The sequence below is a fragment of the Lutimaribacter marinistellae genome, from assembly GCF_042648365.1.
GTDB lineage: Bacteria > Pseudomonadota > Alphaproteobacteria > Rhodobacterales > Rhodobacteraceae > Lutimaribacter_A > Lutimaribacter_A marinistellae.
Map to the genome: position 1 here is coordinate 51,511 of NZ_JBHRXI010000048.1, position 18,590 is coordinate 70,100.

An 18,590-nucleotide genomic window follows, 5' to 3' on the forward strand; every position below is an offset into this window, starting at 1 on the left:
TGTATTTCCGAATACCGCCTAGTTGCCTTAAAGTTGACTGGACATGATTCAATACGCGCTCAAATGCAGTGAAGGTCACACGTTCGACAGCTGGTTTCAGTCTGCCGAGGCGTTCGACAAGCTGTTGCGCGCGGACATGGTGTCTTGTGCGATTTGCGGTGGGACCGACGTGGAAAAAGCCATCATGACCCCGCGGGTCAGCTCTGCGACCCGGTCGCAGGGAGAGGGCAAAGGGGACCTGCCTGAAAAGGGGAGCCTGTCCCGCACGGAAACCCCTCTTGAGCAGGCGATTGCGCGGATGCGCCGCCATGTCGAGAAGAATGCGGATTACGTGGGTGGCGATTTCGCGGCCGAAGCGCGGCGCATGCACCTGGGTGAGGCGCCCGAACGGTCGATTTATGGCGAGGCGCGCGCCGAAGAGGCCAAGGCGCTGCTGGACGAAGGTGTGCCCGTCGCGCCCTTGCCCTTCATGCCAAATCGCAAGTCGAACTGATGCGCGTTCTGATTACCGGCGCGAATCGCGGAATCGGCAAGGCGCTGGCGGATCGCTACCGGCAGGCTGGCCATGACGTGATCGCAACCGCGCGCGACAAAAGCGCCGACGCGGTGCTGGACGTGACCGATCCCGATCAGCACCGCCATCTGGCCGATGCGCTTTCCGGCCAGGCAATCGACCTTCTGGTGTGCAATGCGGGCGTTTACCTCGACAAGGCGCAGACGATCGAGGGTTACACGCCGCAGGTCTGGGCCGACACCTTTGCCGTGAACGTCACGGGTGTGTTCCTGACGGTGCAGTCCCTGTTGCCGAATGTACGGGCCGCGGGCGGCAAGATCGCTATCATCTCGTCGCAGATGGGCTCGGATACGCGGGCTCCGGGCGGCAGCTATGTCTACCGCGCGTCCAAGGCCGCCGCGCTCAACTTCGGCCGGAACCTCGCCAGTGATCTTGCGGGCGAGGGGATCGCTGTGGGTATTTACCATCCGGGATGGGTACGCACCGACATGGGCGGTCAGACCGCCGAGATCGCAGAGGGCGAGGCCGCCGCAGGGCTGATAGAACGCTTTGCAGCCTTGTCGTTGGATACGACAGGCTGTTTCGAGACATGGGACGGCCGCCCGCACCCTTTCTAGGGCGCGACGGCGGCAGCAGGCACGCGATAGGTTTCGCCGGGATCGATGAAGATCACCATCATGTCGCCCTGCACTTCGCTGGTCATCGCTGCGGTCGCGCTGGAAGAGGTGGCCTTGCCATCCGAGAAATAGATGCGGCGTATCTCGCCGCCCGGCAGCGCCACCGACAGCGTCGCGTCGCCATTGTCCTTGTGCACCAGTTCCGCCGGGCAATCCCGCAACGCCGCTCCGGCTATCGCGGTACAGGGCACTGTGCCCAAGGCATTCCGCCCATCCGTGCCGGAGACGGTTGCCGTCTGCGCCAGTGCGGGGCCGGCGGTCAGAACCATGAGTAAGGCAATGCGCAACATCGAAATGAACCCTTCCTGAAAGACCGGGCAGGCGAAATCGCCCGTGTCGGGGCCAGTTAAGCGTCAAGCGGCCCCTTTTGTCCACTTGCGCGATGCAAACCCAACGCATAAGACGCCGTGGACCAAAGACCATGGCACGGAGACCCCTGGCCCATGCCCGTACTCGTGATGAAATTCGGCGGCACCTCGGTCGCCAATCTCGACCGCATCCGCCGCGCGGCCAAGCGCATCGGCGTCGAAGTGGCCAAGGGCTATGACGTGATCGTCATCGTCTCGGCCATGGCGGGCAAGACCAATGAACTCGTCGGCTGGGTGAACGAAACCTCGCCCTTCTTCGATGCGCGCGAATATGACGCCGTCGTCTCTTCGGGCGAGAACGTGACCGCCGGCCTGATGGCGCTGACGCTTCAGGAAATGGGCGTGCCCGCGCGCAGTTGGCAGGGCTGGCAGGTGCCGCTTCTGACGACATCGGCCCATTCCGCCGCCCGGATCGAGGATATTCCGACCACCAATATCAGCCAGAAATTCGGCGAGGGCATGCGCGTGGCCGTGGTCGCGGGCTTCCAGGGGCTCAGCCCCGAGGGACGGATCACAACGCTGGGCAGGGGGGGCTCGGACACGACCGCCGTGGCTTTTGCAGCCGCGTTTCAGGCTGAACGCTGCGACATCTATACGGATGTCGATGGTGTCTACACGACCGACCCGCGCGTGTGTGAAAAGGCCCGCAAGCTCGAAAATATCTCTTTCGAGGAAATGCTGGAACTTGCCTCGCTCGGGGCCAAGGTGCTCCAGACCCGCTCGGTCGAGCTGGCCATGCGATACAAGGTGAAGCTGCGCGTGCTGTCGAGCTTCGAGGAACAGTCCGACACGGCAGGTACGCTGGTCGTCGACGAGGAGGAAATCATGGAATCGAACGTTGTCTCGGGTGTGGCCTTTTCGCGCGACGAGGCCAAGATGACCGTCGTGTCGGTACTTGACCGCCCCGGCGTGGCCGCCACGATCTTTACCGGCCTCAGCGATGCGGGCGTCAATGTCGACATGATCGTGCAGAACGTGTCCGAGGAGGGGATCACCGACATGACCTTCTCCTGCCCGACCGATCAGGTAACGCGGGCCGAACGGGCGATGCGCGACGCCGCCGAAAAAGGCGAGCTGGAATTCGAGGACGTGCTGATCGATTACGATGTCTGCAAGGTTTCGGTCGTGGGCATCGGCATGCGGTCGCAGTCCGGCGTTGCCGCCAGAATGTTCCAGGTGCTCTCGCAAGAGGGTATCAACATCAAGGTCATCACAACCTCCGAGATAAAAATTTCCGTTCTCATCGACCGGAAATACATGGAACTTGCGGTTCAGGCGCTGCATGATGCCTTTGAACTGGACAAGGCGTCCTGATCGGAACACCCGCAAGGCGCCTGATACCACACGCAGGCAGGATAAATGGCCGACGGCACCGAAACGGAATCACGAAAGCTGCTGATGCGGCTGCGCGAGGTGATGGCCGGAGAAGAAGCCGGCCAGACCCGTCTTGACCGCATCACGCATCTGATCGCCGACAGCATGGGGACCGAGGTCTGCTCGGTCTACCTGTTCCGCGACGCCGATACGCTGGAGCTGTGCGCGACCGAGGGGCTGAATCCCGAAGCGGTCCACCAGACCCGTATGCGCATGGGCGAAGGGCTTGTCGGCCGCGTGGCGAAATACGGCAACGTCATCAACGCCCCCGATGCGCCCAAGGCCAAGGGGTTTCGTTACATGCCCGAAACGGGGGAGGAGATTTACTCCTCTTTCCTCGGCATTCCGATCCAGCGCCTTGGCGAGAATCTTGGCGTGCTGGTCGTACAGTCGCGCGTTGCGCGGGAATACTCGCCCGACGAGGTATACGCACTCGAAGTCGTGGCAATGGTGCTTGCTGAAATGGCGGAACTGGGTGCTTTCGTGGGCGAGGGGGCCGCGCTGTCTCCGCTGCACCAGCAATCGGTCCTGATCCGCGGCGGGCCGGCACAGGAAGGCTCGGCCGAAGGTCACGTTTGGCTGCACGAGCCGCGCGTCGTGGTGACGAACCCGATCGCGGACGATCCCCATGCCGAGCTTCAGCGCCTGCAGGAAGCGGTCGAAGAATTGCGTGTGGGCGTGGACCGGATGCTGGAAATGTCGCGCAGTGGCGACAATGAACAGCTTCAGGTGCTGGAAGCGTACCGGATGTTCGCCAATTCCAAGGGCTGGATGCGCCGGATGGAGGAAGACATTTCCCGCGGTCTAAGCGCCGAGGCTGCCGTGGAAAAAGAACAATCCATCGCGCGCGCGCGCATGAGCCAGGTCACCGATCAATATCTGCGCGAAAGGCTCGCGGACCTTGACGACCTTTCGAACCGGCTTCTGCGCATCCTTACCGGCCAGGGCAACGGTACCGGCGCCGAACTTCCGGCCGATCCCATCCTTGTTGCGCGCAATATCGGTCCCGGCGACCTCCTCGAATATGGCCGGTCTCTCAAGGGTATCGTGCTCGAAGAGGGGTCGGTCGGCAGTCACGCGGCCATCGTGGCGCGGGCGCTGGCCATTCCGCTGGTGGTGCATGCCCCGCGCATCACGACCGAGGCGCTGAACGGCGATCATATCCTTGTAGATGGGGATCAGGGCATCGTGCACCTGCGCCCCGAGGAAACCGTCGTCTCCGCCTTCCGCGACAAGATCGCGATGCAGGCCAAGGCGCAGGAGCGTTATGCCTCGATACGTGAGAAACCCGCTGTAACTGTCGATGGTCATACGATTTCACTGGTCATGAATGCCGGGCTGATGGCCGATCTGCCTTCGCTCGAACATTCCGGGGCCGAAGGCGTGGGACTGTTCAGGACCGAGTTGCAGTTCCTGATCCGCAGCCAGATGCCGAAACGATCCGAGCTGGTCGCGCAATACACGCGTGTCATGGATGCGGCCAAGGGCAAGCCCGTCGTGTTTCGCACGCTCGATATCGGGTCGGACAAGGTTCTGCCCTACATGAAGCATCTCGCTGAACCGAACCCGGCACTTGGCTGGCGGGCGATCCGCGTCGGGCTCGACAAGCCGGGCGTTCTCCGGATGCAGTTGCAGGCACTGATCCGGGCCTCGAACGGGCGGCCGCTGACGATCATGTTTCCCTTCGTTGCCCAGTTCGAAGAGTACAGGGCGGCCCGCGCCGAGGTCGACAAGGCCATCGCCCGCGAAACGCGCCTGGGCCATCCGCTGCCCGAAACGCTCAAGGTGGGCGCGATGCTCGAAACGCCATCGCTTGCATTCGCGCCGCAGAAGTTCTTTGAAGAGGTGGATTTCATCTCGATCGGCGGCAATGATCTCAAACAGTTCTTCTTTGCAGCTGACAGGGAAAATGAACTGGTCCGCCGCCGCTATGATACTCTGAACGTCAGTTTCCTGAGCTTCATCGAGCGCATCGTCGAACGCTGCGCGATATCGGACACCCCGCTGAGTTTCTGCGGCGAGGATGCCGGCCGCCCGGTCGAGGCGATGTGCCTCGCCGCAATGGGCATGCGGACACTGTCGATGCGCCCTGCATCCATCGGGCCGGTCAAGAGCCTGCTACTGCGCGCGGATCTGGGCGAATTGCGCAAGATCATCCTGAACGCGCGACACCGGGGTGCCCAAAGTGTGCGCCCAAGCGTGATGGAATGGCTGCGTCAGCAGGCGTGATCGCGCCTTGACCCGGCATGCCGTTTTCCGACCGGATTCAACGCGTTCCGGCGCTGTCTTGAACAGTGCTCGAAGTCTTCCCAGAGATATCCCCAGCCTTACCCACAGGGTGTTCGAGGTAGTTGGCCGAACTCCTTGAGCATAACTACTTTCATTTTTGGAACATTTATTTTCCGTGGCGGGGGATAAGTTACACAATAATTGCGAAAACCACGCATTGCGCCTCAGATATCCCGTAGCTGGAGGACATGCCCGAAAATTCACCGTTCGACCGGATCCCGGCACGGAATGCGGCCCGACAGACCGCACTGACGTTGACGGAGCGGACACCAGCGGTCCACCATCGGGTTGAAATCCCGGCACGGATCAGACACAGAACGCCAAAACGGCGTTACCGCTAACGCCGCGTTTCCGATCAAACAGGGGGGATTGCCATGGTATCCCGCGTCATTCCGGTCGAACCCTTCGATCTCGTGCTGTTCGGTGCGACCGGCGATCTTGCGCGGCGCAAGATCCTTCCGGGTCTGTTCCACAGGTTCGCTGTCGGCCAGATGCCCGGCTCGGCACGCATCATCGGATCGGCCCGCAGCGAGATGAGCGCCGAGGCGTTCCGGGCCGATGTGGCGAGAGCGATCCGCGAAGTGGCCCCCGACACGCCCGAGCGCGAGGAAACTCTCGCCGCCTTCCTCGAACGGCTCGATTACGTGGCGATCGATGTCGGAGGCGAGGCAGGCTGGAGCGATCTGACGCGCTGTCTGCGCAACGACGTGGTCCGCGCCTTCTACCTCTCCGTCGCGCCCAGCCTGTTCGCCGGTATCGCGCGACAGCTCGACGCCCACGGCCTCGCCACTCGGGACAGCCGTATCGTGGTCGAAAAACCCTTTGGCCGAAATCTCGACACGGCGCGCGATCTCAATGCCGGGCTGCGCGCGTCCTTTGCCGAGCACCAGATTTACCGGATCGACCACTATCTCGGTAAAGAGACGGTACAGAACCTCATGGCGCTGCGCTTTGCCAACTCGCTGTTCGAACCGCTCTGGAACGCCACCCATATCGACCATGTGCAAATCACCGTGGCCGAAAGCCTCGGGATCGAGGGGCGCGAAGCTTATTATGATCGCGCCGGAGCGATGCGCGACATGGTCCAGAACCACCTGATGCAGCTGCTTTGCCTGACCGCGATGGAGCCGCCCGCGAAATTCACTCCCAACTCGGTGCGCGATGAAAAGGTCAAGGTGATCGAAGCGCTCGATCCTGTCCCGCCCGAGGATATCGCCCGAGGTCAATACGCGGCCAAGGCGGGCGGCGATGGTTATCTCGACCATGTCGGCAACCCCGACAGCCGCACCGAAAGCTTCGTCGCAATGAAGGTCCATGTCGCGAACTGGCGCTGGGCGGGCACCCCCTTTTATCTGCGCACGGGCAAACGCCTGCGAGCGCGCGAATCCGAGATCGCGGTGTTCTTTCGGGATCCGCCGCACACGATCTTTCCGGGTACCGGCCCACTCAAGGGCAACGTGCTGGCGATCCGGCTGCAACCGGACGAGGGGATACGCCTGCAAACGACGATCAAGGATCCCGGCCCCGGCGGGTTCCGCCTTGCCGGCGTTTCGCTCGACATGAGCTTTGCCGACGCGCTGGGAGAAGAGGCGCAAGCGCCCGACGCCTATGAGCGCCTGCTGATGGACGTGATCCGGGGCGATCAGACCCTGTTCATGCGTGGCGACGAGGTCGAAGCCGCCTGGGCCTGGATCGACCCGATCATCGCCCGTTTCGACGACAGCCGCGACCGACCGGCGCCCTACGACCAGGGCAGCTCGGGGCCCGAAGAGGCGCTGATGCTCATGCATCGCGACCACCGCCGCTGGCGCCAGATCGGAGGATAGGATGGTACACCCGACACTTGAACAGGTCACCGCGCGCATCATCGACCGCAGCGCCCCTTCGCGCCGCGCCTATCTTGACCGGATGGACCGCGCCGCCGGGCAGGGGCCCGCGCGGGCGCATCTTTCCTGCTCGGGGCAGGCACATGCCTATGCCGGTGCCGGAGAGGACCAGTCGCGCCTTGCCGCAGGCGCGCACGGGCATCTTGGGATCGTGACGGCGTATAACGACATGCTTTCGGCGCATCAGCCCTTCGAGCGGTTCCCCCACCTCATCCGCGAGGCCGTGCGCGCTTCTGGCGGTTCGGCGCAGGTCGCGGGCGGCGTGCCCGCCATGTGCGACGGGGTCACACAGGGTGAGCCGGGAATGGAACTGTCGCTCTTCTCGCGGGACGTGATCGCGCTGGCCGCCGGGGTGGCCCTGTCGCACAACACATTCGATGCCGCCGTGTTCCTCGGCGTGTGCGACAAGATCGTGCCGGGCCTCGTGATCGCGGCGCAGGTGTTTGGCCATCTGCCGGCGGTCTTCCTGCCCGCGGGGCCGATGACCAGCGGGCTGTCGAACGATGAAAAGGCCAAGGTCCGCCAGCAATTCGCCGCCGGAGAAGTGGGTCGGGACAAGTTGATGGCGGCCGAGATGGCCGCCTATCACGGCCCGGGCACCTGCACCTTCTACGGCACGGCCAATACCAACCAGATGCTGATGGAGTTCATGGGCCTGCACCTGCCCGGCGCCTCCTTCGTAACGCCCAATACCGGACTACGCGATGCGCTGACGGTTCACGGCGCCCGCCGCGCGCTGGAGCTTTGCGCTCTGGGGGAGGACTACACACCCGTCGCCCATGTGCTGGACGAGAAAGCCTATGCCAACGGCATCGTCGGGCTGATGGCGACGGGCGGTTCGACCAACCTGCTGATCCACCTTGTTGCCATGGCCCGGGCAGGGGGCATCCTGCTGGACTGGCAGGATTTCTCGGACCTCTCCGCAGTGGTGCCGCTGGTGGCGCGGGTCTATCCCAACGGGTTGGCCGACGTGAACCATTTCCATGCCGCCGGCGGGCTGGGCTACACGATCCGCACGCTGCTCGAGGCTGGCTTGTTGCATGCCGATACCTGTACTGTCGCGGGCGGCGGGCTCGACGCCTACACGCAAGAGCCCAAACTGATCGATGGCCGGCTGGAGTGGCACGATGGAACCGAACGCAGTCTGAACGAAAGGATCCTGCGCCCTGCAAGCGATCCGTTCCAGCCCACCGGCGGGCTGTCGCGGCTCACCGGTTCCCTGGGTCATGGCGTGATGAAGATCTCGGCCGTCGCTCCCGAACACCGCGTGATCGAGGCACCCGTTCGCGTGTTCGAGGATCAGCAGGCCGTAAAAGCCGCCTTCAAGGCCGGCGAGCTGACCGGCGACGTCATCGTTGTGGTCCGCTACCAGGGGCCAAAGGCCAACGGGATGCCCGAACTGCACAGCCTGACACCCGTCCTGTCGATCCTGCAGGGGCGCGGGCAGAAGGTCGCGCTGGTCACCGATGGCCGCATGTCCGGCGCGTCGGGCAAGGTTCCGGCCGCGATCCATGTCTGCCCTGAGGCTCTGGAAGGGGGGCCGATCGCGCAGTTGCGCGACGGCGACATCCTGCGCGTCGATGCCGAGGCGGGCCTGCTCGAGATCGTCACCGAGGGCGTGGCCGAGCGGGCAATTTGCCATCCCGACCTCGCCGCGAACGGGTATGGCCTGGGGCGCGAGCTTTTTGCGCCGTTCCGGGCCGCCGTCGGCGGGGCGGACAGCGGCGCCAGCCTGTTCGGGGGTGCTTTATGAGCCGGTCTGCGTATACGCGAGAACTCTGCGCGCGCGCGCCCATCATCCCGGTCCTGACCGTCCGGAACGCCGTACAGGCGCGCCCGTTGGCCGAGGCGCTGGTCGCGGGCGGTCTGCCCGTGCTCGAGGTTACGCTCCGCACGCCTGCGGCGCTCGACGCCATCCGCGCGATGGCTGGGGTGCCGGGCGGGGTCGTCGGCGCGGGTACCCTCGTCACGCCGGACGACGTACGCGCCGCCAAGGAGGCAGGAGCCCGGTTCGGCGTGTCCCCGGGTGCGACGGACGCGTTGCTTGACGCATGCGAGGCCGAGGGCTTGCCGCTCTTGCCCGGGGCGGCCACGGCGAGCGAGGCGATGCGCCTGTTGGCGCGCGGATATGACATGCTGAAATTCTTTCCCGCCGAGGCAGCCGGCGGCGCGCCAGCACTCAAGGCCATCGGTGCGCCCTTGCCGCAGATCGGGTTCTGCCCTACCGGCGGCGTGTCGGTCGCCAATGCGGCCGGTTACCTGTCGCTGTCCAACGTGATTTGCGCCGGTGGCAGTTGGGTCGCACCCTCTTCGATGGTCGAGGCGGGCGACTGGCACGGGATCGAGGCGCTGGCCCGGGAGGCCGCGGCGCTGACCGGTTGACGCCGAGGGGGGCTGTCTGCCCCCCGCGCCTTCGGCGCCCCCCCGAGGATATTTTCGGCAAGAGGAAGGGGGGCGGCGGCGCCTAGCCCAAGAGCCGTGCGCGCAGCCGGCCCAGCCAGCCAAGGGTCGTGCCAGCGCCGTTCAGCGGTGTCTTGCCCTTCGACGCCATCGCCGCGATGCCCGAGCGGTCGACGACCTCGAGCCCGTCCTGGAACTGCAGCCGGTAGAGATCGGCGTAGATTCCGCCTCGGGCCAGAAGCTCTTCATGGGTGCCTTCATCGACAACGGCGCCGCGATCCATCACGACGATCTTGTCGGCGCTGCGAATGGTCGACAGACGGTGCGCGATCACGAGGGTCGTGCGTCCGCCCGACAGCCGGTCGAGCGCGGCTTGAACCACCTTTTCCGACTGCGCGTCGAGTGCCGAGGTCGCCTCGTCCAGCAGCAGGATCGGCGTGTCACGCAAAAGCGCCCGCGCGATCACCACGCGTTGCCGTTGCCCGCCTGACAGGGCCGAGCCGCGTGGGCCGACCCGTGTCTCGATGCCATGCTCGAGCTTGGGGAGGAAATCGCTGACATGGGCCGCGTCCAGTACCGTTTGAAGCTCCGCGTCCGAGACGTCGTCGCGCCCCAGCAGGATGTTCTCGCGCAGCGTTTCGTCGAAGAGCAGCGCATCCTGCGTGACCACCGAGTACAGATCGCGCAGCTCGTCCAGCGCGATCCGGTTCACCGGTACGCCCGACAGTTCCACCGCGCCATCCTGCGGATCGACAAGGCGCGTCAAGAGGTTGAAGACCGTGGATTTCCCGGCGCCCGACGCGCCAACGAGGGCGGTGGTCTTGCCCGCCTCGGCATGCAGCGTCAGCCCGCGAAGGACCTTGGCATCGCCATAATCAAGGCGCACGTCGCGCAGGTCGATATCGGGCTTGCCCTCGGGGGCGGGGACCGGATCGGTGGGTGACAAGAGCAGGATGGGCGCGTCGAGGAGCTCCTTGATGCGTTCCAGCGCGGCCGCGGCCACCTGCCACGTGCCCGAGATCGAGGCGAGCCGCCGCATCGGGTCGAAAGCGAGGCCGATGGCGGTGAAGAAGCTCATGAACTGGCCCACTGTCTTTTCGCCCGAGATGATCTCGGCCCCGCCGTAGAGCAGCACGCCCATGAAGCCCAGCCCCGCCATCACGTCGATCAGGCCGGTGATCGAGGCCGTCCCGAACGAGGCGCGCACTTCGGACCGGACAAAGAAATCCATATGGCCCTTGAAGCGGTCCGACTGGTACCGCTCGAGGCTGTTGAGCTTGATTGGAACGATCCCGTGAAAGATCTCGTCAAGTCGGGTCGCCAGAGTCGCGCCAAGATCGCGGGCCGAACTTGCCTTCTTGCGGACATAGCGCTGCGCCATGCCGATGGGCAGAAAGGCCAGCGGAACGCCGATCAGCATGATCGCCGTCCAGACGAGGTCGACGCTGATCGCCACGCCGATCAGCGCAACAAGCGAAATCAGGTCGCGCCCGGCGCCGGTGATGATGACCTGCCAGACTTGGTTCACGGCGGTGACATCGCTTTGCACCCGCTGGATCAGGAAGCCGGGCGGGTGGTCCTTGTGGAACGACGTGTCCTGTCGGATCAGACGGTTCAAAAGGTCGAGCCGCAGATGCGCCGCCGTTTTCTGCGAGATGTTGGCAAGCGTGACCTTCTGCACCACGCCTGCCAGCCCGCGGATGGCGAAGATGGCGAAAAAGGTGATGCTCACCCAGCCCAGGGCGCCGGAATTGCCCTCGACGAAGATCTCGTCGAACATTGGCTGCATCATGTAGCTGACCGCGCCCACCATCGAGCCTTCGATCAGCATGAAGATCACCGCGATGCCCAGAAGGCCCATGTGCTGGCGCAGGTAGTGCCGCCAGAGCCAGCCTACAAGTTCGGCCGAGGATTTTGGTTTCGCGCTCATGGCCGGGCCTGTGCAGGGTCTGTGAAATGCGTCATGACGCGCCCATTTAAGCAGCCGGGCAGGGCCACGCAAGCAGACCGGTCATTTCGGCCGATTGACCCTGCCGTCCCCGGCGCTATCGTGGCCGCAATTCAGACGGGGGCAGTGCGCGCATGACACAGGAAATCACTCTTTCGCAGGGGCGGGAATACCTTGCCATCCCAGGCCCTTCGGTGGTTCCCGACGCGGTGCTGCGCGCCATGCATCGCGCCGCGCCCAATATCTATGCCGGCGAGCTGATCGAGATCACGCGCTCTCTCGTGCCCGACCTGCAGCGCGTCGCGCGGACCAGCGGACAGGTCGCCATCTACATCGCCAACGGTCACGGCGCGTGGGAGGCGGCACTGGCGAACACGGTGGCCGAGGGCGAGCGTGTTCTCGTGCTGGCCACCGGACGGTTCGGCATCGGCTGGGGAGAGATGGCGCGCGGACTGGGCGCCGAGGTCGACGTGCTCGATTTCGGCAAACAAGCCACCTGGGACATGGAACAGGTGGCCGCTGCGCTGCGTGCCGATACCGGACACGCGATCAAGGCGGTGCTGGCCACCCATGTCGATACGTCAAGCTCTGTACGAAACGACGTCGCGGCCCTGCGCGCGCTGCTGGATGCCGAGGGCCACCCGGCGCTTCTCATGGCCGATTGCATCGCCTCGCTGGGTTGCGACCGGTTCGAGATGGACGACTGGGGTGTCGATGTCATGGTCGCGGCCAGCCAGAAGGGGCTGATGACGCCGCCGGGCGTGTCCTTCGTCTTCTTCAACGACCGTGCGGCCGAGGTGCGCGCCCGGATGAAGCGCGTCAGCATGTATTGGGACTGGGTGCCGCGCGGCGACCCACAGGAATTCTACCAGTATTTCGGCGGCACCGCGCCGACGCATCACCTCTACGGTCTGCGCGCCGCGCTGGACCTCATCCATGCCGAGGGGGTCGAACATGTCTGGGCGCGCCACCAGCGCCTGGCCGAGGCCATCTGGGCCGCCTGCGAGGCCTGGTCGGATGAGGGGCCGCTGCACCTCAACGTGGCGGATCGCACGCTGCGGTCGCATGCGGTCACCGCACTGCGCATCGGCTCACCGCACGGCACGGCACTGCGCGACTGGGTGACGTCGCATGTCGGGCTGACACTCGGCATCGGGTTGGGCATGGCGCCGCCGGGCGATCCGGCATGGCACGGATTCTTTCGCATTGGGCACATGGGGCATGTCAACGCGCATATGGTGCTGGGAATGCTCGGCGGGATCGAGGCCGGGCTGGCCGCGCTCGACATCCCGCACGGGTCGGGCGGCGTCGCGGCGGCGGCAAAGGTCATCGCCGGCGCGCGTCAGGCGCTGTAACGCGCCTCAAGCCGGTTGATCACCTGGTTGATGAAGGCCGCCAGCAGCAAGACGGGCAGGAACCCGAAGATCACCCAGAGCACGAAGAAGATCCACATGAGGTTCACCCCCAGCATGGTCAGCGCGGCGCGGGTGTAATCGGGTGCGGACCGAAGCCTATTGTTGTCCATGACTGCCTCCTGATCGGTATGGAGCTAACTGCGACGATAGCGCGCAGGTTCCAGAAGTCAGGGGTCAATTCGTCGTTACTCGGGCTGATCGGTGCGTGCATCGTCCAGTGCGCCCGGAAAAGCGGCAGCAAAGGCCGCCATGTCGGCCTCGGTACCGCAGCTGACGCGGATACAGCGGTTCTGCGGCGCTGCAAACGGCATTCGTACGAAAATGCTGCGAGCGATCAGCCCGTCCAGGACCGCCTTGGCAAAGGCGCCGTCGCGCCCGCAATCGATGGCGACGAAATTCGTGGCCGATGGCAGCGGCTCCAAACCGTTCTCGCGCGCAATGGCGGCTAGCCGCTCGCGCGAGGCCGCGATCTTGCCCCGCACCTCGTCAAGATACGCCGTGTCCCGCAGCGCCGCCAGCGCGCCGGCCTGCGCGATGCGGTTGACGCCGAAATGGTCGCGCACCTTGTTGAAGGACGAGATCAGCTCGGGCGCGGCCAGCGCATACCCGATCCGGGCGCCCGCCATGCCGTAGACCTTCGAGAAGGTGCGCATGCGGATCACGCGCGGGTCGTCCACGTCGACCGGCGCCGCCGTTCCTTCGGGCGCACATTCGACATAGGCCTCGTCAAGCACCAGAAGCGCCCCGTCCGGCAGCTTGTCCAGCGCCGCGACGATCTCCTCGCCCCGGTGCCAGCTGCCCATCGGGTTGTCGGGATTGGCAAGGTAGACCAGCTTGGCACCCACCTCGGCGGCCTTGGCGAACAGGGTTGCCGGATCTTCGCGATCCTCGACATAAGGCACCTTGTGCAGCACCCCGCCGAACCCCGCGACGTGATAGTTGAAGGTCGGATAGGCCCCGTCAGAGGTCACGACCGTATCGCCCGGCTCAACTACCAGCCGCACGAGCGACCCCAATAGTCCATCGATCCCGCTGCCCACGACGATATGGGCGGGCGTGACGCCGTGCCGGGCGGAAAGCTCCTGCTTGAGGTCATAGCTCTCGGCATCGCCATACATCCAGACCTCGGATGCGGCGTCGCGCATTGCCTCGATCGCGCGCGGCGAGGGGCCGAACACGCTCTCGTTTGCGCCGATACGCGCCTTGAACGGCTCGCCCCGCGCACGGATCTGCGTTTCGGGGCCGACAAAGGGGACGGTCGCAGGCAGCGACTGGACGATCTGGGTATAGCGGGGCTGTGTCATGGCGCGCAGATAACCGCAGCGCGCTTGCCGCGGCAAGCCCCAAGGCCGCGGCGCTTTTGCCCCCACGTCCCGCTGGCCTCCGGCCTGTCAGCCGTGCAGACTGAGCCCCGACACGAATGCACAGGGAGGTCCCATGGCCCGCGTTTCCGTCGATTACCAGGATCACGTCGCCCATGTCACGCTGACACGCGGCGACAAGATGAACGCGCTCGATGATGCGATGGTCAAGGCCATCGTCGCCGCCGGGCAGGAGGTGGCCGCCTCGGACGCGCGCGCCGTCGTGCTTGCGGGCGAGGGGCGCAGTTTCTGCGCGGGACTGGATTTCGCATCGTTCATGCAGATGGGGAACATGAACCCCGAGGAATGGCTGATGACCCGCAGCCACGAAGATGCCAACGAGATGCAGGAAATCGCGATGGTCTGGCGCCGCGTTCCGGTCCCGGTGATCGCCGCGGTGCAGGGCCACGTCTACGGCGGCGGGCTGCAACTGGCGCTGGGCGCGGATGTGCGTATCGCCGCACCCGATGCCAAGCTTTCCCTGATGGAGATGAAATGGGGCCTTGTTCCCGATCTCGGCGGCATGGCGCTTCTGCCGCAACTGGTCCGCTCGGACGTGCTGCGGCTGATGACCTATACCGCGCGTCCCTTCGCTGCGCGGCAGGCGCTCGACTGGGGGCTGGTGACCGAGATCCACGACGACCCGCTTGGCGCCGCGCAGGACCTCGCGACCGAGATCGCAGGCAAGAGCCCCTCTGCCATCCGCGCCGCGAAACGCCTCATTGGTGTTGCCGAACAGGCGGACCGGGCCACCGTGCTTCTGACCGAATCGCGGGAATCCGTCGGCTTGATCGGGCGCAAGCACCAGTTGGAGGCGGTGGCCGCGAACATGCAGGGCCGCGAACCGAATTTCGACTAGGCAATAGGCAGACCGGCGCGCCGCAGGCCGCGCTCCTGGCCCCGTCGTGGATAGGGCGCGCCGTTTCGCGTAGACTGCGCGCATGTCGGACAGGCCTGCGCATTCCTCGTTCAGATTTTCCGCGCCGCTCTCGACCGGCGCGCAGGCAAGTCACGAGGTCCATTTCTCGGGCTCTGGTCCGCCAATCCTCATCCTGCAGGAATTGCCGGGCATCGGCCCGCAGACGTTGGAGCTTGCGGCCCGCCTGAACCGGGCCGGCTTTTCCACTTACCTGCCGCATCTCTTCGGACCGTTCGGGCGCGAGGCGATCGCGGCCAACGCGCTGCGCCTGTTCTGTGTCCGGCGCGAGTTCCACCTGTTCCGCCGCGGCGGGCAAAGTCCCGTCGCCGCATGGATCGCGGCGCTGGTGGCCGAGATCGACAGCCGCGCGGGCGGGCAGGGGGTCGGGGTCATCGGCATGTGCTTAACCGGTAGTTTCGCGCTCCCGCTCATGGCCGAGGACGCGGTGCAGGCCGCCGTGGCCAGCCAGCCCTCGCTGCCGCTTCTGGGCGGCTCCCATCTGCACATGTCGGCGGCCGAGATCACGGCGGCGAAACACGCGATGGACCGCAAGGGGCCGGCCCTTGCCATCCGCTTCCGCGACGACCGGCTGTCGACCCGAGCACATATGCGCGCGGTCGAGGCCGCCTTTGGCGATGCCGTTCAGGTGGTCGAGTATCCCGGCCGTGGCCACTCTCTGCTGACGCTGGATTTCCACGCCCCGGCCTATGCGCGGGTAGAGCGCTACTTCCGGTCGCGCTTCGGCCTTGAAACCGGCAATCCGCGTCAGGGTCGCGATTGAACCTCGGCCGCCTGTCGCAGGTCCGCCTCGAACAGGTGCGTCGCCTCGGCCCGCTCGCCATCCGGCAGGCGCAGCAGGTATGACGGGTGGACGGTAATCAGAACCGGGGTGCCGTCGGTCGTTTCCTCGATCGTGCCGCGCCGCGACAATAGTCCGGCACGCTTGCCCGTCAGGCTTTCGACCGCCGTGGCGCCCATGGCAAGGATCAGCCGCGGGCGAACCAGCGCGCGTTCCTGGTCCAGCCACCATTTGCACTGCTGCACTTCGCCCCGGTCGGGTGCCTGGTGGATGCGCCGCTTGCCGCGCGGGACGAATTTGAAATGCTTGACCGCATTGGTGACATAAGCGCGTCCGCGATCCAGCCCGGCGCGCCGGGCCACCTCGTCGAACAACCGGCCCGCCGGTCCGACAAAGGGCCGCCCCTCCAGATCCTCGCGGTCGCCCGGCTGTTCTCCGACCACCATCAGCGGCGCGTCCGGCGGCCCTTCGCCCGGTACGGGCTGGGTCGCGTTGCGCCACAGCGGGCAGCGGCGGCACCCGGTCAATCCGGCCAGCAGCGCGGCCCGGTCGCCCATGGGCGGCGGTTCGGCGCGCTCTGCCGCAAGGCGGTCGGTGATGCGCGCCGCGCGCGCTGGGGCAAGCGTCGGCGCGGCCTCCGCCATCTCCCGCGCGCGGGCCTGCGCGGTCGCCACCATCTCGGGGATCAGCTGCGTCTCGGGCATGTTCTTCCAGTACTTCTTGGGCATCTCCGCGTGCATCGCATCCAGCTTCAGCCGCGCCGGGTTGAAGATGTTGCGGAAATAGGTCCGCCAGAGATCTTCAGCGGCATCCTCGGGCAGGTCGGGGCGGGGTGCGCCCGCCTCGAACCTGACCCCGCGCCCGTCGAAATGCGCCGACAGGTCCGGGGTAAAGATCGACCAGTCCATGTCGCCGAAGCGTTTCGCAAAAAAAGGCGCGGTGGCCTCCATGATGAAATGCGACGGTTCGAACCACGCAGCGAATTGCCGCCGTCCGCCGCGCGGCTCGGCAACCTCGCGAAACCGGACAAAGGCGGTCATCTTGTGCTTGTCGCGCCCGACCTCCTTGGCCATCCGGTTCAGTCGGTCGATCCGCGCATCGCCACGGTCTGACAGCAGGTGGCGATTGCCCCGCAATGCCCAGAGCAGAGTGTAGAGCCGCGCGAACCGTTCCGGGTCGGAATGCCAGATCACCTGCCGCGCCAGCTCGACAAAGCCCTTGGGCACCGTCACGGCATCGCCGCGCGCGGGGGGCAGCGGCTCTGCAAACAGGTCCGGCTCGGCCTCGCCCCGGAACCACAACACCTCTTCGGGCGGAACGCCGGCGCCCAGCAGTGCGCGCGCCTCGTTGCGCCAGGCCTCGAAGGTCCCGATCTGGGGCAGGACGACCCGCCGCATCAGATCAGTTGCAACTGCTCTGGCGGCGGTGCGAACCGCGCCCTCAGGTCGGCCGCGTCCAGCGCCGCACCGGGCCGCCAGTCGAGCAAGGTGATAAACGGGCGCGCCTGTTTCAGGTTGGCGCCCATGCGCCGCAGATCCTCGTAGCGCAGCGTACGGTGCCGCCGCGTGGTCAGGATGCGGCCCACCGTCTTGGCCCCGATACCCGGCACGCGCAGCAAGGTCTCGCGATCCGCGCGGTTCACGTCCACCGGGAACAGGTGGCGGTTTGCCAGCGCCCAGGCCAGTTTCGGATCGATGTTCAGGTCAAGGTTGCCGTCCTCGGTCGCCCCGGTGATCTCATCCACGTCGAACCCGTAAAACCGCAGCAGCCAGTCCGCCTGGTACAACCTGTGCTCCCGCATCAGCGGCGGCTTGATCAGCGGCAGCGCGGCCGATGCGTCGGGGATCGGCGAGAAGGCCGAGTAATACACCCGTTTCAGCCGGTACGAGGAATAGAGCCGCGTCGAGCTTTGCAATATCGTCGCGTCCTTGGCCCCATCCGCACCGACGATCATCTGCGTGGACTGCCCGGCAGGCGCAAATTTCGGCGGCCGCTTCCCGGTGAAACTCCGCTCCTTTCGCGACTCGCGCCTGACCCGGACATCGGCCATCGCGCGGCGGATCTGGTCGGGCGATTTCTCGGGCGCATAGTTTTTGACCGCCGCATCCGTCGGCAGCTCCACGTTGATCGACAGCCGGTCTGCGTAAAGCCCGGCCTCCTCGATCAGCGCAGGGTCGGCATCGGGAATGGTCTTCAGATGGATATACCCACGAAAGTTGTGCTCCACCCTCAGCATCCGCGCGATGCGTACCATGTCGGCCATCGTATCGTCGGGCGAGCGGATGATGCCCGACGACAAGAAAAGCCCCTCGATATAGTTCCGCCGATAGAATTCCAGCGTCAGCTGCACCACCTCTTCGGGCGAGAACCGCGCGCGCCGGACGTTGGAGCTGACCCGGTTCACGCAATAGGCGCAGTCGTAGATGCAGAAATTCGTCATCAGGATCTTGAGCAGGCTGATGCAGCGCCCGTCCGGCGCATAGGCGTGGCAGATTCCCGACCCGGTGGTCGAACCGATGCCCTTGCCATCGCGGGAACCCCGCCTCTGACCACCCGACGAGGCGCAGGAGGCATCGTATTTCGCGGCGTCCGACAGGATCGCCAGCTTCTGATCCAGATTCAGCTTTCCCATGCGTTCTT

Annotated in this window: 16 protein-coding genes; 10 read left to right on the forward strand and 6 right to left on the reverse strand. The window is 65.5% G+C overall.

What is annotated here, in order from left to right:
- The first annotated feature begins 43 nt into the window (after positions 1 to 43).
- On the forward strand, positions 44 to 493 hold the full coding sequence (locus ACFORG_RS21030) for a DUF1178 family protein (protein WP_386737540.1): 450 nt from the start codon (positions 44 to 46) through the stop codon (positions 491 to 493).
- On the forward strand, positions 493 to 1,131 hold the full coding sequence (locus ACFORG_RS21035; protein ID WP_386737541.1) for an SDR family NAD(P)-dependent oxidoreductase: 639 nt from the start codon (positions 493 to 495) through the stop codon (positions 1,129 to 1,131). Before ACFORG_RS21030 ends, ACFORG_RS21035 begins: the two co-directional genes overlap by 1 nt.
- Here ACFORG_RS21035 and ACFORG_RS21040 read toward each other — a convergent pair.
- On the reverse strand, positions 1,128 to 1,481 hold the full coding sequence (locus ACFORG_RS21040) for a hypothetical protein (RefSeq protein WP_386737542.1): 354 nt from the start codon (positions 1,479 to 1,481) through the stop codon (positions 1,128 to 1,130). The two genes, ACFORG_RS21035 and ACFORG_RS21040, sit on opposite strands and share 4 nt — an antisense overlap.
- 153 nt (positions 1,482 to 1,634) lie before the next feature.
- Here ACFORG_RS21040 and ACFORG_RS21045 point away from each other — a divergent pair, with 153 nt between their 5' ends.
- The 5 genes from ACFORG_RS21045 (at position 1,635) to eda (ending at position 9,490) form a co-directional block, all read left to right on the forward strand.
- Positions 1,635 to 2,873 carry an aspartate kinase gene (locus tag ACFORG_RS21045; protein WP_386737543.1) on the forward strand — a complete coding sequence of 413 codons (1,239 nt, stop codon included), beginning with the start codon at positions 1,635 to 1,637 and terminating at the stop codon, positions 2,871 to 2,873.
- 45 nt (positions 2,874 to 2,918) lie between these two features.
- Positions 2,919 to 5,162: a phosphoenolpyruvate--protein phosphotransferase gene (gene ptsP / locus ACFORG_RS21050; protein WP_386737544.1), complete on the forward strand. Its 2,244-nt coding sequence runs from the start codon at positions 2,919 to 2,921 to the stop codon at positions 5,160 to 5,162.
- 434 nt (positions 5,163 to 5,596) lie between these two features.
- On the forward strand, positions 5,597 to 7,048 hold the full coding sequence (gene zwf, locus ACFORG_RS21055; protein ID WP_386737545.1) for a glucose-6-phosphate dehydrogenase: 1,452 nt from the start codon (positions 5,597 to 5,599) through the stop codon (positions 7,046 to 7,048).
- A gap of 1 nt (position 7,049) precedes the next feature.
- Entirely contained in the window at positions 7,050 to 8,861 is a 1,812-nt protein-coding gene (gene edd / locus ACFORG_RS21060; RefSeq protein ID WP_386737546.1) for a phosphogluconate dehydratase, read from the forward strand.
- A complete protein-coding gene (gene eda / locus ACFORG_RS21065) occupies positions 8,858 to 9,490 on the forward strand; it encodes a bifunctional 4-hydroxy-2-oxoglutarate aldolase/2-dehydro-3-deoxy-phosphogluconate aldolase (protein WP_386737547.1) in 633 nt (210 codons plus the stop codon). Before edd ends, eda begins: the two co-directional genes overlap by 4 nt.
- 82 nt (positions 9,491 to 9,572) lie before the next feature.
- Here the strand turns inward: eda and ACFORG_RS21070 are convergent, their stop codons facing one another.
- The gene (locus tag ACFORG_RS21070; RefSeq protein WP_386737548.1) at positions 9,573 to 11,438 is read right to left on the reverse strand and encodes an ABC transporter ATP-binding protein; all 1,866 of its coding nucleotides are present in this window, start codon (positions 11,436 to 11,438) and stop codon (positions 9,573 to 9,575) included.
- Positions 11,439 to 11,590: 152 nt separating this feature from the next.
- On the opposite strand from ACFORG_RS21070, the gene ACFORG_RS21075 reads away from it, so the two are divergent.
- Positions 11,591 to 12,811, forward strand: a complete 1,221-nt coding sequence (locus tag ACFORG_RS21075; protein WP_386737549.1) for a pyridoxal-phosphate-dependent aminotransferase family protein — start codon at positions 11,591 to 11,593, stop codon at positions 12,809 to 12,811.
- Here ACFORG_RS21075 and ACFORG_RS21080 read toward each other — a convergent pair.
- Complete coding sequence (locus ACFORG_RS21080) at positions 12,799 to 12,981, reverse strand: histidinol phosphate aminotransferase (RefSeq protein WP_386737550.1); 183 nt, start codon at positions 12,979 to 12,981, stop codon at positions 12,799 to 12,801. The two genes, ACFORG_RS21075 and ACFORG_RS21080, sit on opposite strands and share 13 nt — an antisense overlap.
- A 75-nt stretch (positions 12,982 to 13,056) precedes the next feature.
- Positions 13,057 to 14,175 (reverse strand): pyridoxal phosphate-dependent aminotransferase, encoded by a 1,119-nt coding sequence (locus ACFORG_RS21085; RefSeq protein ID WP_386737551.1) that lies wholly within the window; start codon positions 14,173 to 14,175, stop codon positions 13,057 to 13,059.
- Positions 14,176 to 14,308: 133 nt separating this feature from the next.
- Here ACFORG_RS21085 and ACFORG_RS21090 point away from each other — a divergent pair, with 133 nt between their 5' ends.
- Entirely contained in the window at positions 14,309 to 15,091 is a 783-nt protein-coding gene (locus ACFORG_RS21090) for a crotonase/enoyl-CoA hydratase family protein (protein WP_386737552.1), read from the forward strand.
- Positions 15,092 to 15,173: 82 nt separating this feature from the next.
- Entirely contained in the window at positions 15,174 to 15,932 is a 759-nt protein-coding gene (locus ACFORG_RS21095; protein ID WP_386737553.1) for a dienelactone hydrolase family protein, read from the forward strand.
- On the opposite strand, the gene ACFORG_RS21100 is transcribed toward ACFORG_RS21095, so the two are convergent.
- Both ACFORG_RS21100 and ACFORG_RS21105 read right to left on the reverse strand, forming a co-directional pair.
- On the reverse strand, positions 15,917 to 17,347 hold the full coding sequence (locus ACFORG_RS21100) for a UdgX family uracil-DNA binding protein (RefSeq protein WP_386737555.1): 1,431 nt from the start codon (positions 17,345 to 17,347) through the stop codon (positions 15,917 to 15,919). The genes ACFORG_RS21095 and ACFORG_RS21100 overlap by 16 nt on opposite strands.
- Positions 17,347 to 18,582 (reverse strand): putative DNA modification/repair radical SAM protein, encoded by a 1,236-nt coding sequence (locus ACFORG_RS21105; RefSeq protein ID WP_386737556.1) that lies wholly within the window; start codon positions 18,580 to 18,582, stop codon positions 17,347 to 17,349. The genes ACFORG_RS21100 and ACFORG_RS21105 overlap by 1 nt, the downstream gene beginning before the upstream one ends.
- Positions 18,583 to 18,590: the final 8 nt, after the last annotated feature.

Coding starts and splice junctions, on each gene's coding strand:
- ACFORG_RS21030 (WP_386737540.1), top strand. CDS start 44: ATGATTCAATACGCGCTCAAATGCAGTGAAGGTCACACGTTCGACAGC.
- ACFORG_RS21035 (WP_386737541.1), top strand. CDS start 493: ATGCGCGTTCTGATTACCGGCGCGAATCGCGGAATCGGCAAGGCGCTG.
- ACFORG_RS21040 (WP_386737542.1), bottom strand. CDS start 1,481: ATGTTGCGCATTGCCTTACTCATGGTTCTGACCGCCGGCCCCGCACTG.
- ACFORG_RS21045 (WP_386737543.1), top strand. CDS start 1,635: ATGCCCGTACTCGTGATGAAATTCGGCGGCACCTCGGTCGCCAATCTC.
- ptsP (WP_386737544.1), top strand. CDS start 2,919: ATGGCCGACGGCACCGAAACGGAATCACGAAAGCTGCTGATGCGGCTG.
- zwf (WP_386737545.1), top strand. CDS start 5,597: ATGGTATCCCGCGTCATTCCGGTCGAACCCTTCGATCTCGTGCTGTTC.
- edd (WP_386737546.1), top strand. CDS start 7,050: ATGGTACACCCGACACTTGAACAGGTCACCGCGCGCATCATCGACCGC.
- eda (WP_386737547.1), top strand. CDS start 8,858: ATGAGCCGGTCTGCGTATACGCGAGAACTCTGCGCGCGCGCGCCCATC.
- ACFORG_RS21070 (WP_386737548.1), bottom strand. CDS start 11,438: ATGAGCGCGAAACCAAAATCCTCGGCCGAACTTGTAGGCTGGCTCTGG.
- ACFORG_RS21075 (WP_386737549.1), top strand. CDS start 11,591: ATGACACAGGAAATCACTCTTTCGCAGGGGCGGGAATACCTTGCCATC.
- ACFORG_RS21080 (WP_386737550.1), bottom strand. CDS start 12,981: ATGGACAACAATAGGCTTCGGTCCGCACCCGATTACACCCGCGCCGCG.
- ACFORG_RS21085 (WP_386737551.1), bottom strand. CDS start 14,175: ATGACACAGCCCCGCTATACCCAGATCGTCCAGTCGCTGCCTGCGACC.
- ACFORG_RS21090 (WP_386737552.1), top strand. CDS start 14,309: ATGGCCCGCGTTTCCGTCGATTACCAGGATCACGTCGCCCATGTCACG.
- ACFORG_RS21095 (WP_386737553.1), top strand. CDS start 15,174: ATGTCGGACAGGCCTGCGCATTCCTCGTTCAGATTTTCCGCGCCGCTC.
- ACFORG_RS21100 (WP_386737555.1), bottom strand. CDS start 17,347: ATGCGGCGGGTCGTCCTGCCCCAGATCGGGACCTTCGAGGCCTGGCGC.
- ACFORG_RS21105 (WP_386737556.1), bottom strand. CDS start 18,582: ATGGGAAAGCTGAATCTGGATCAGAAGCTGGCGATCCTGTCGGACGCC.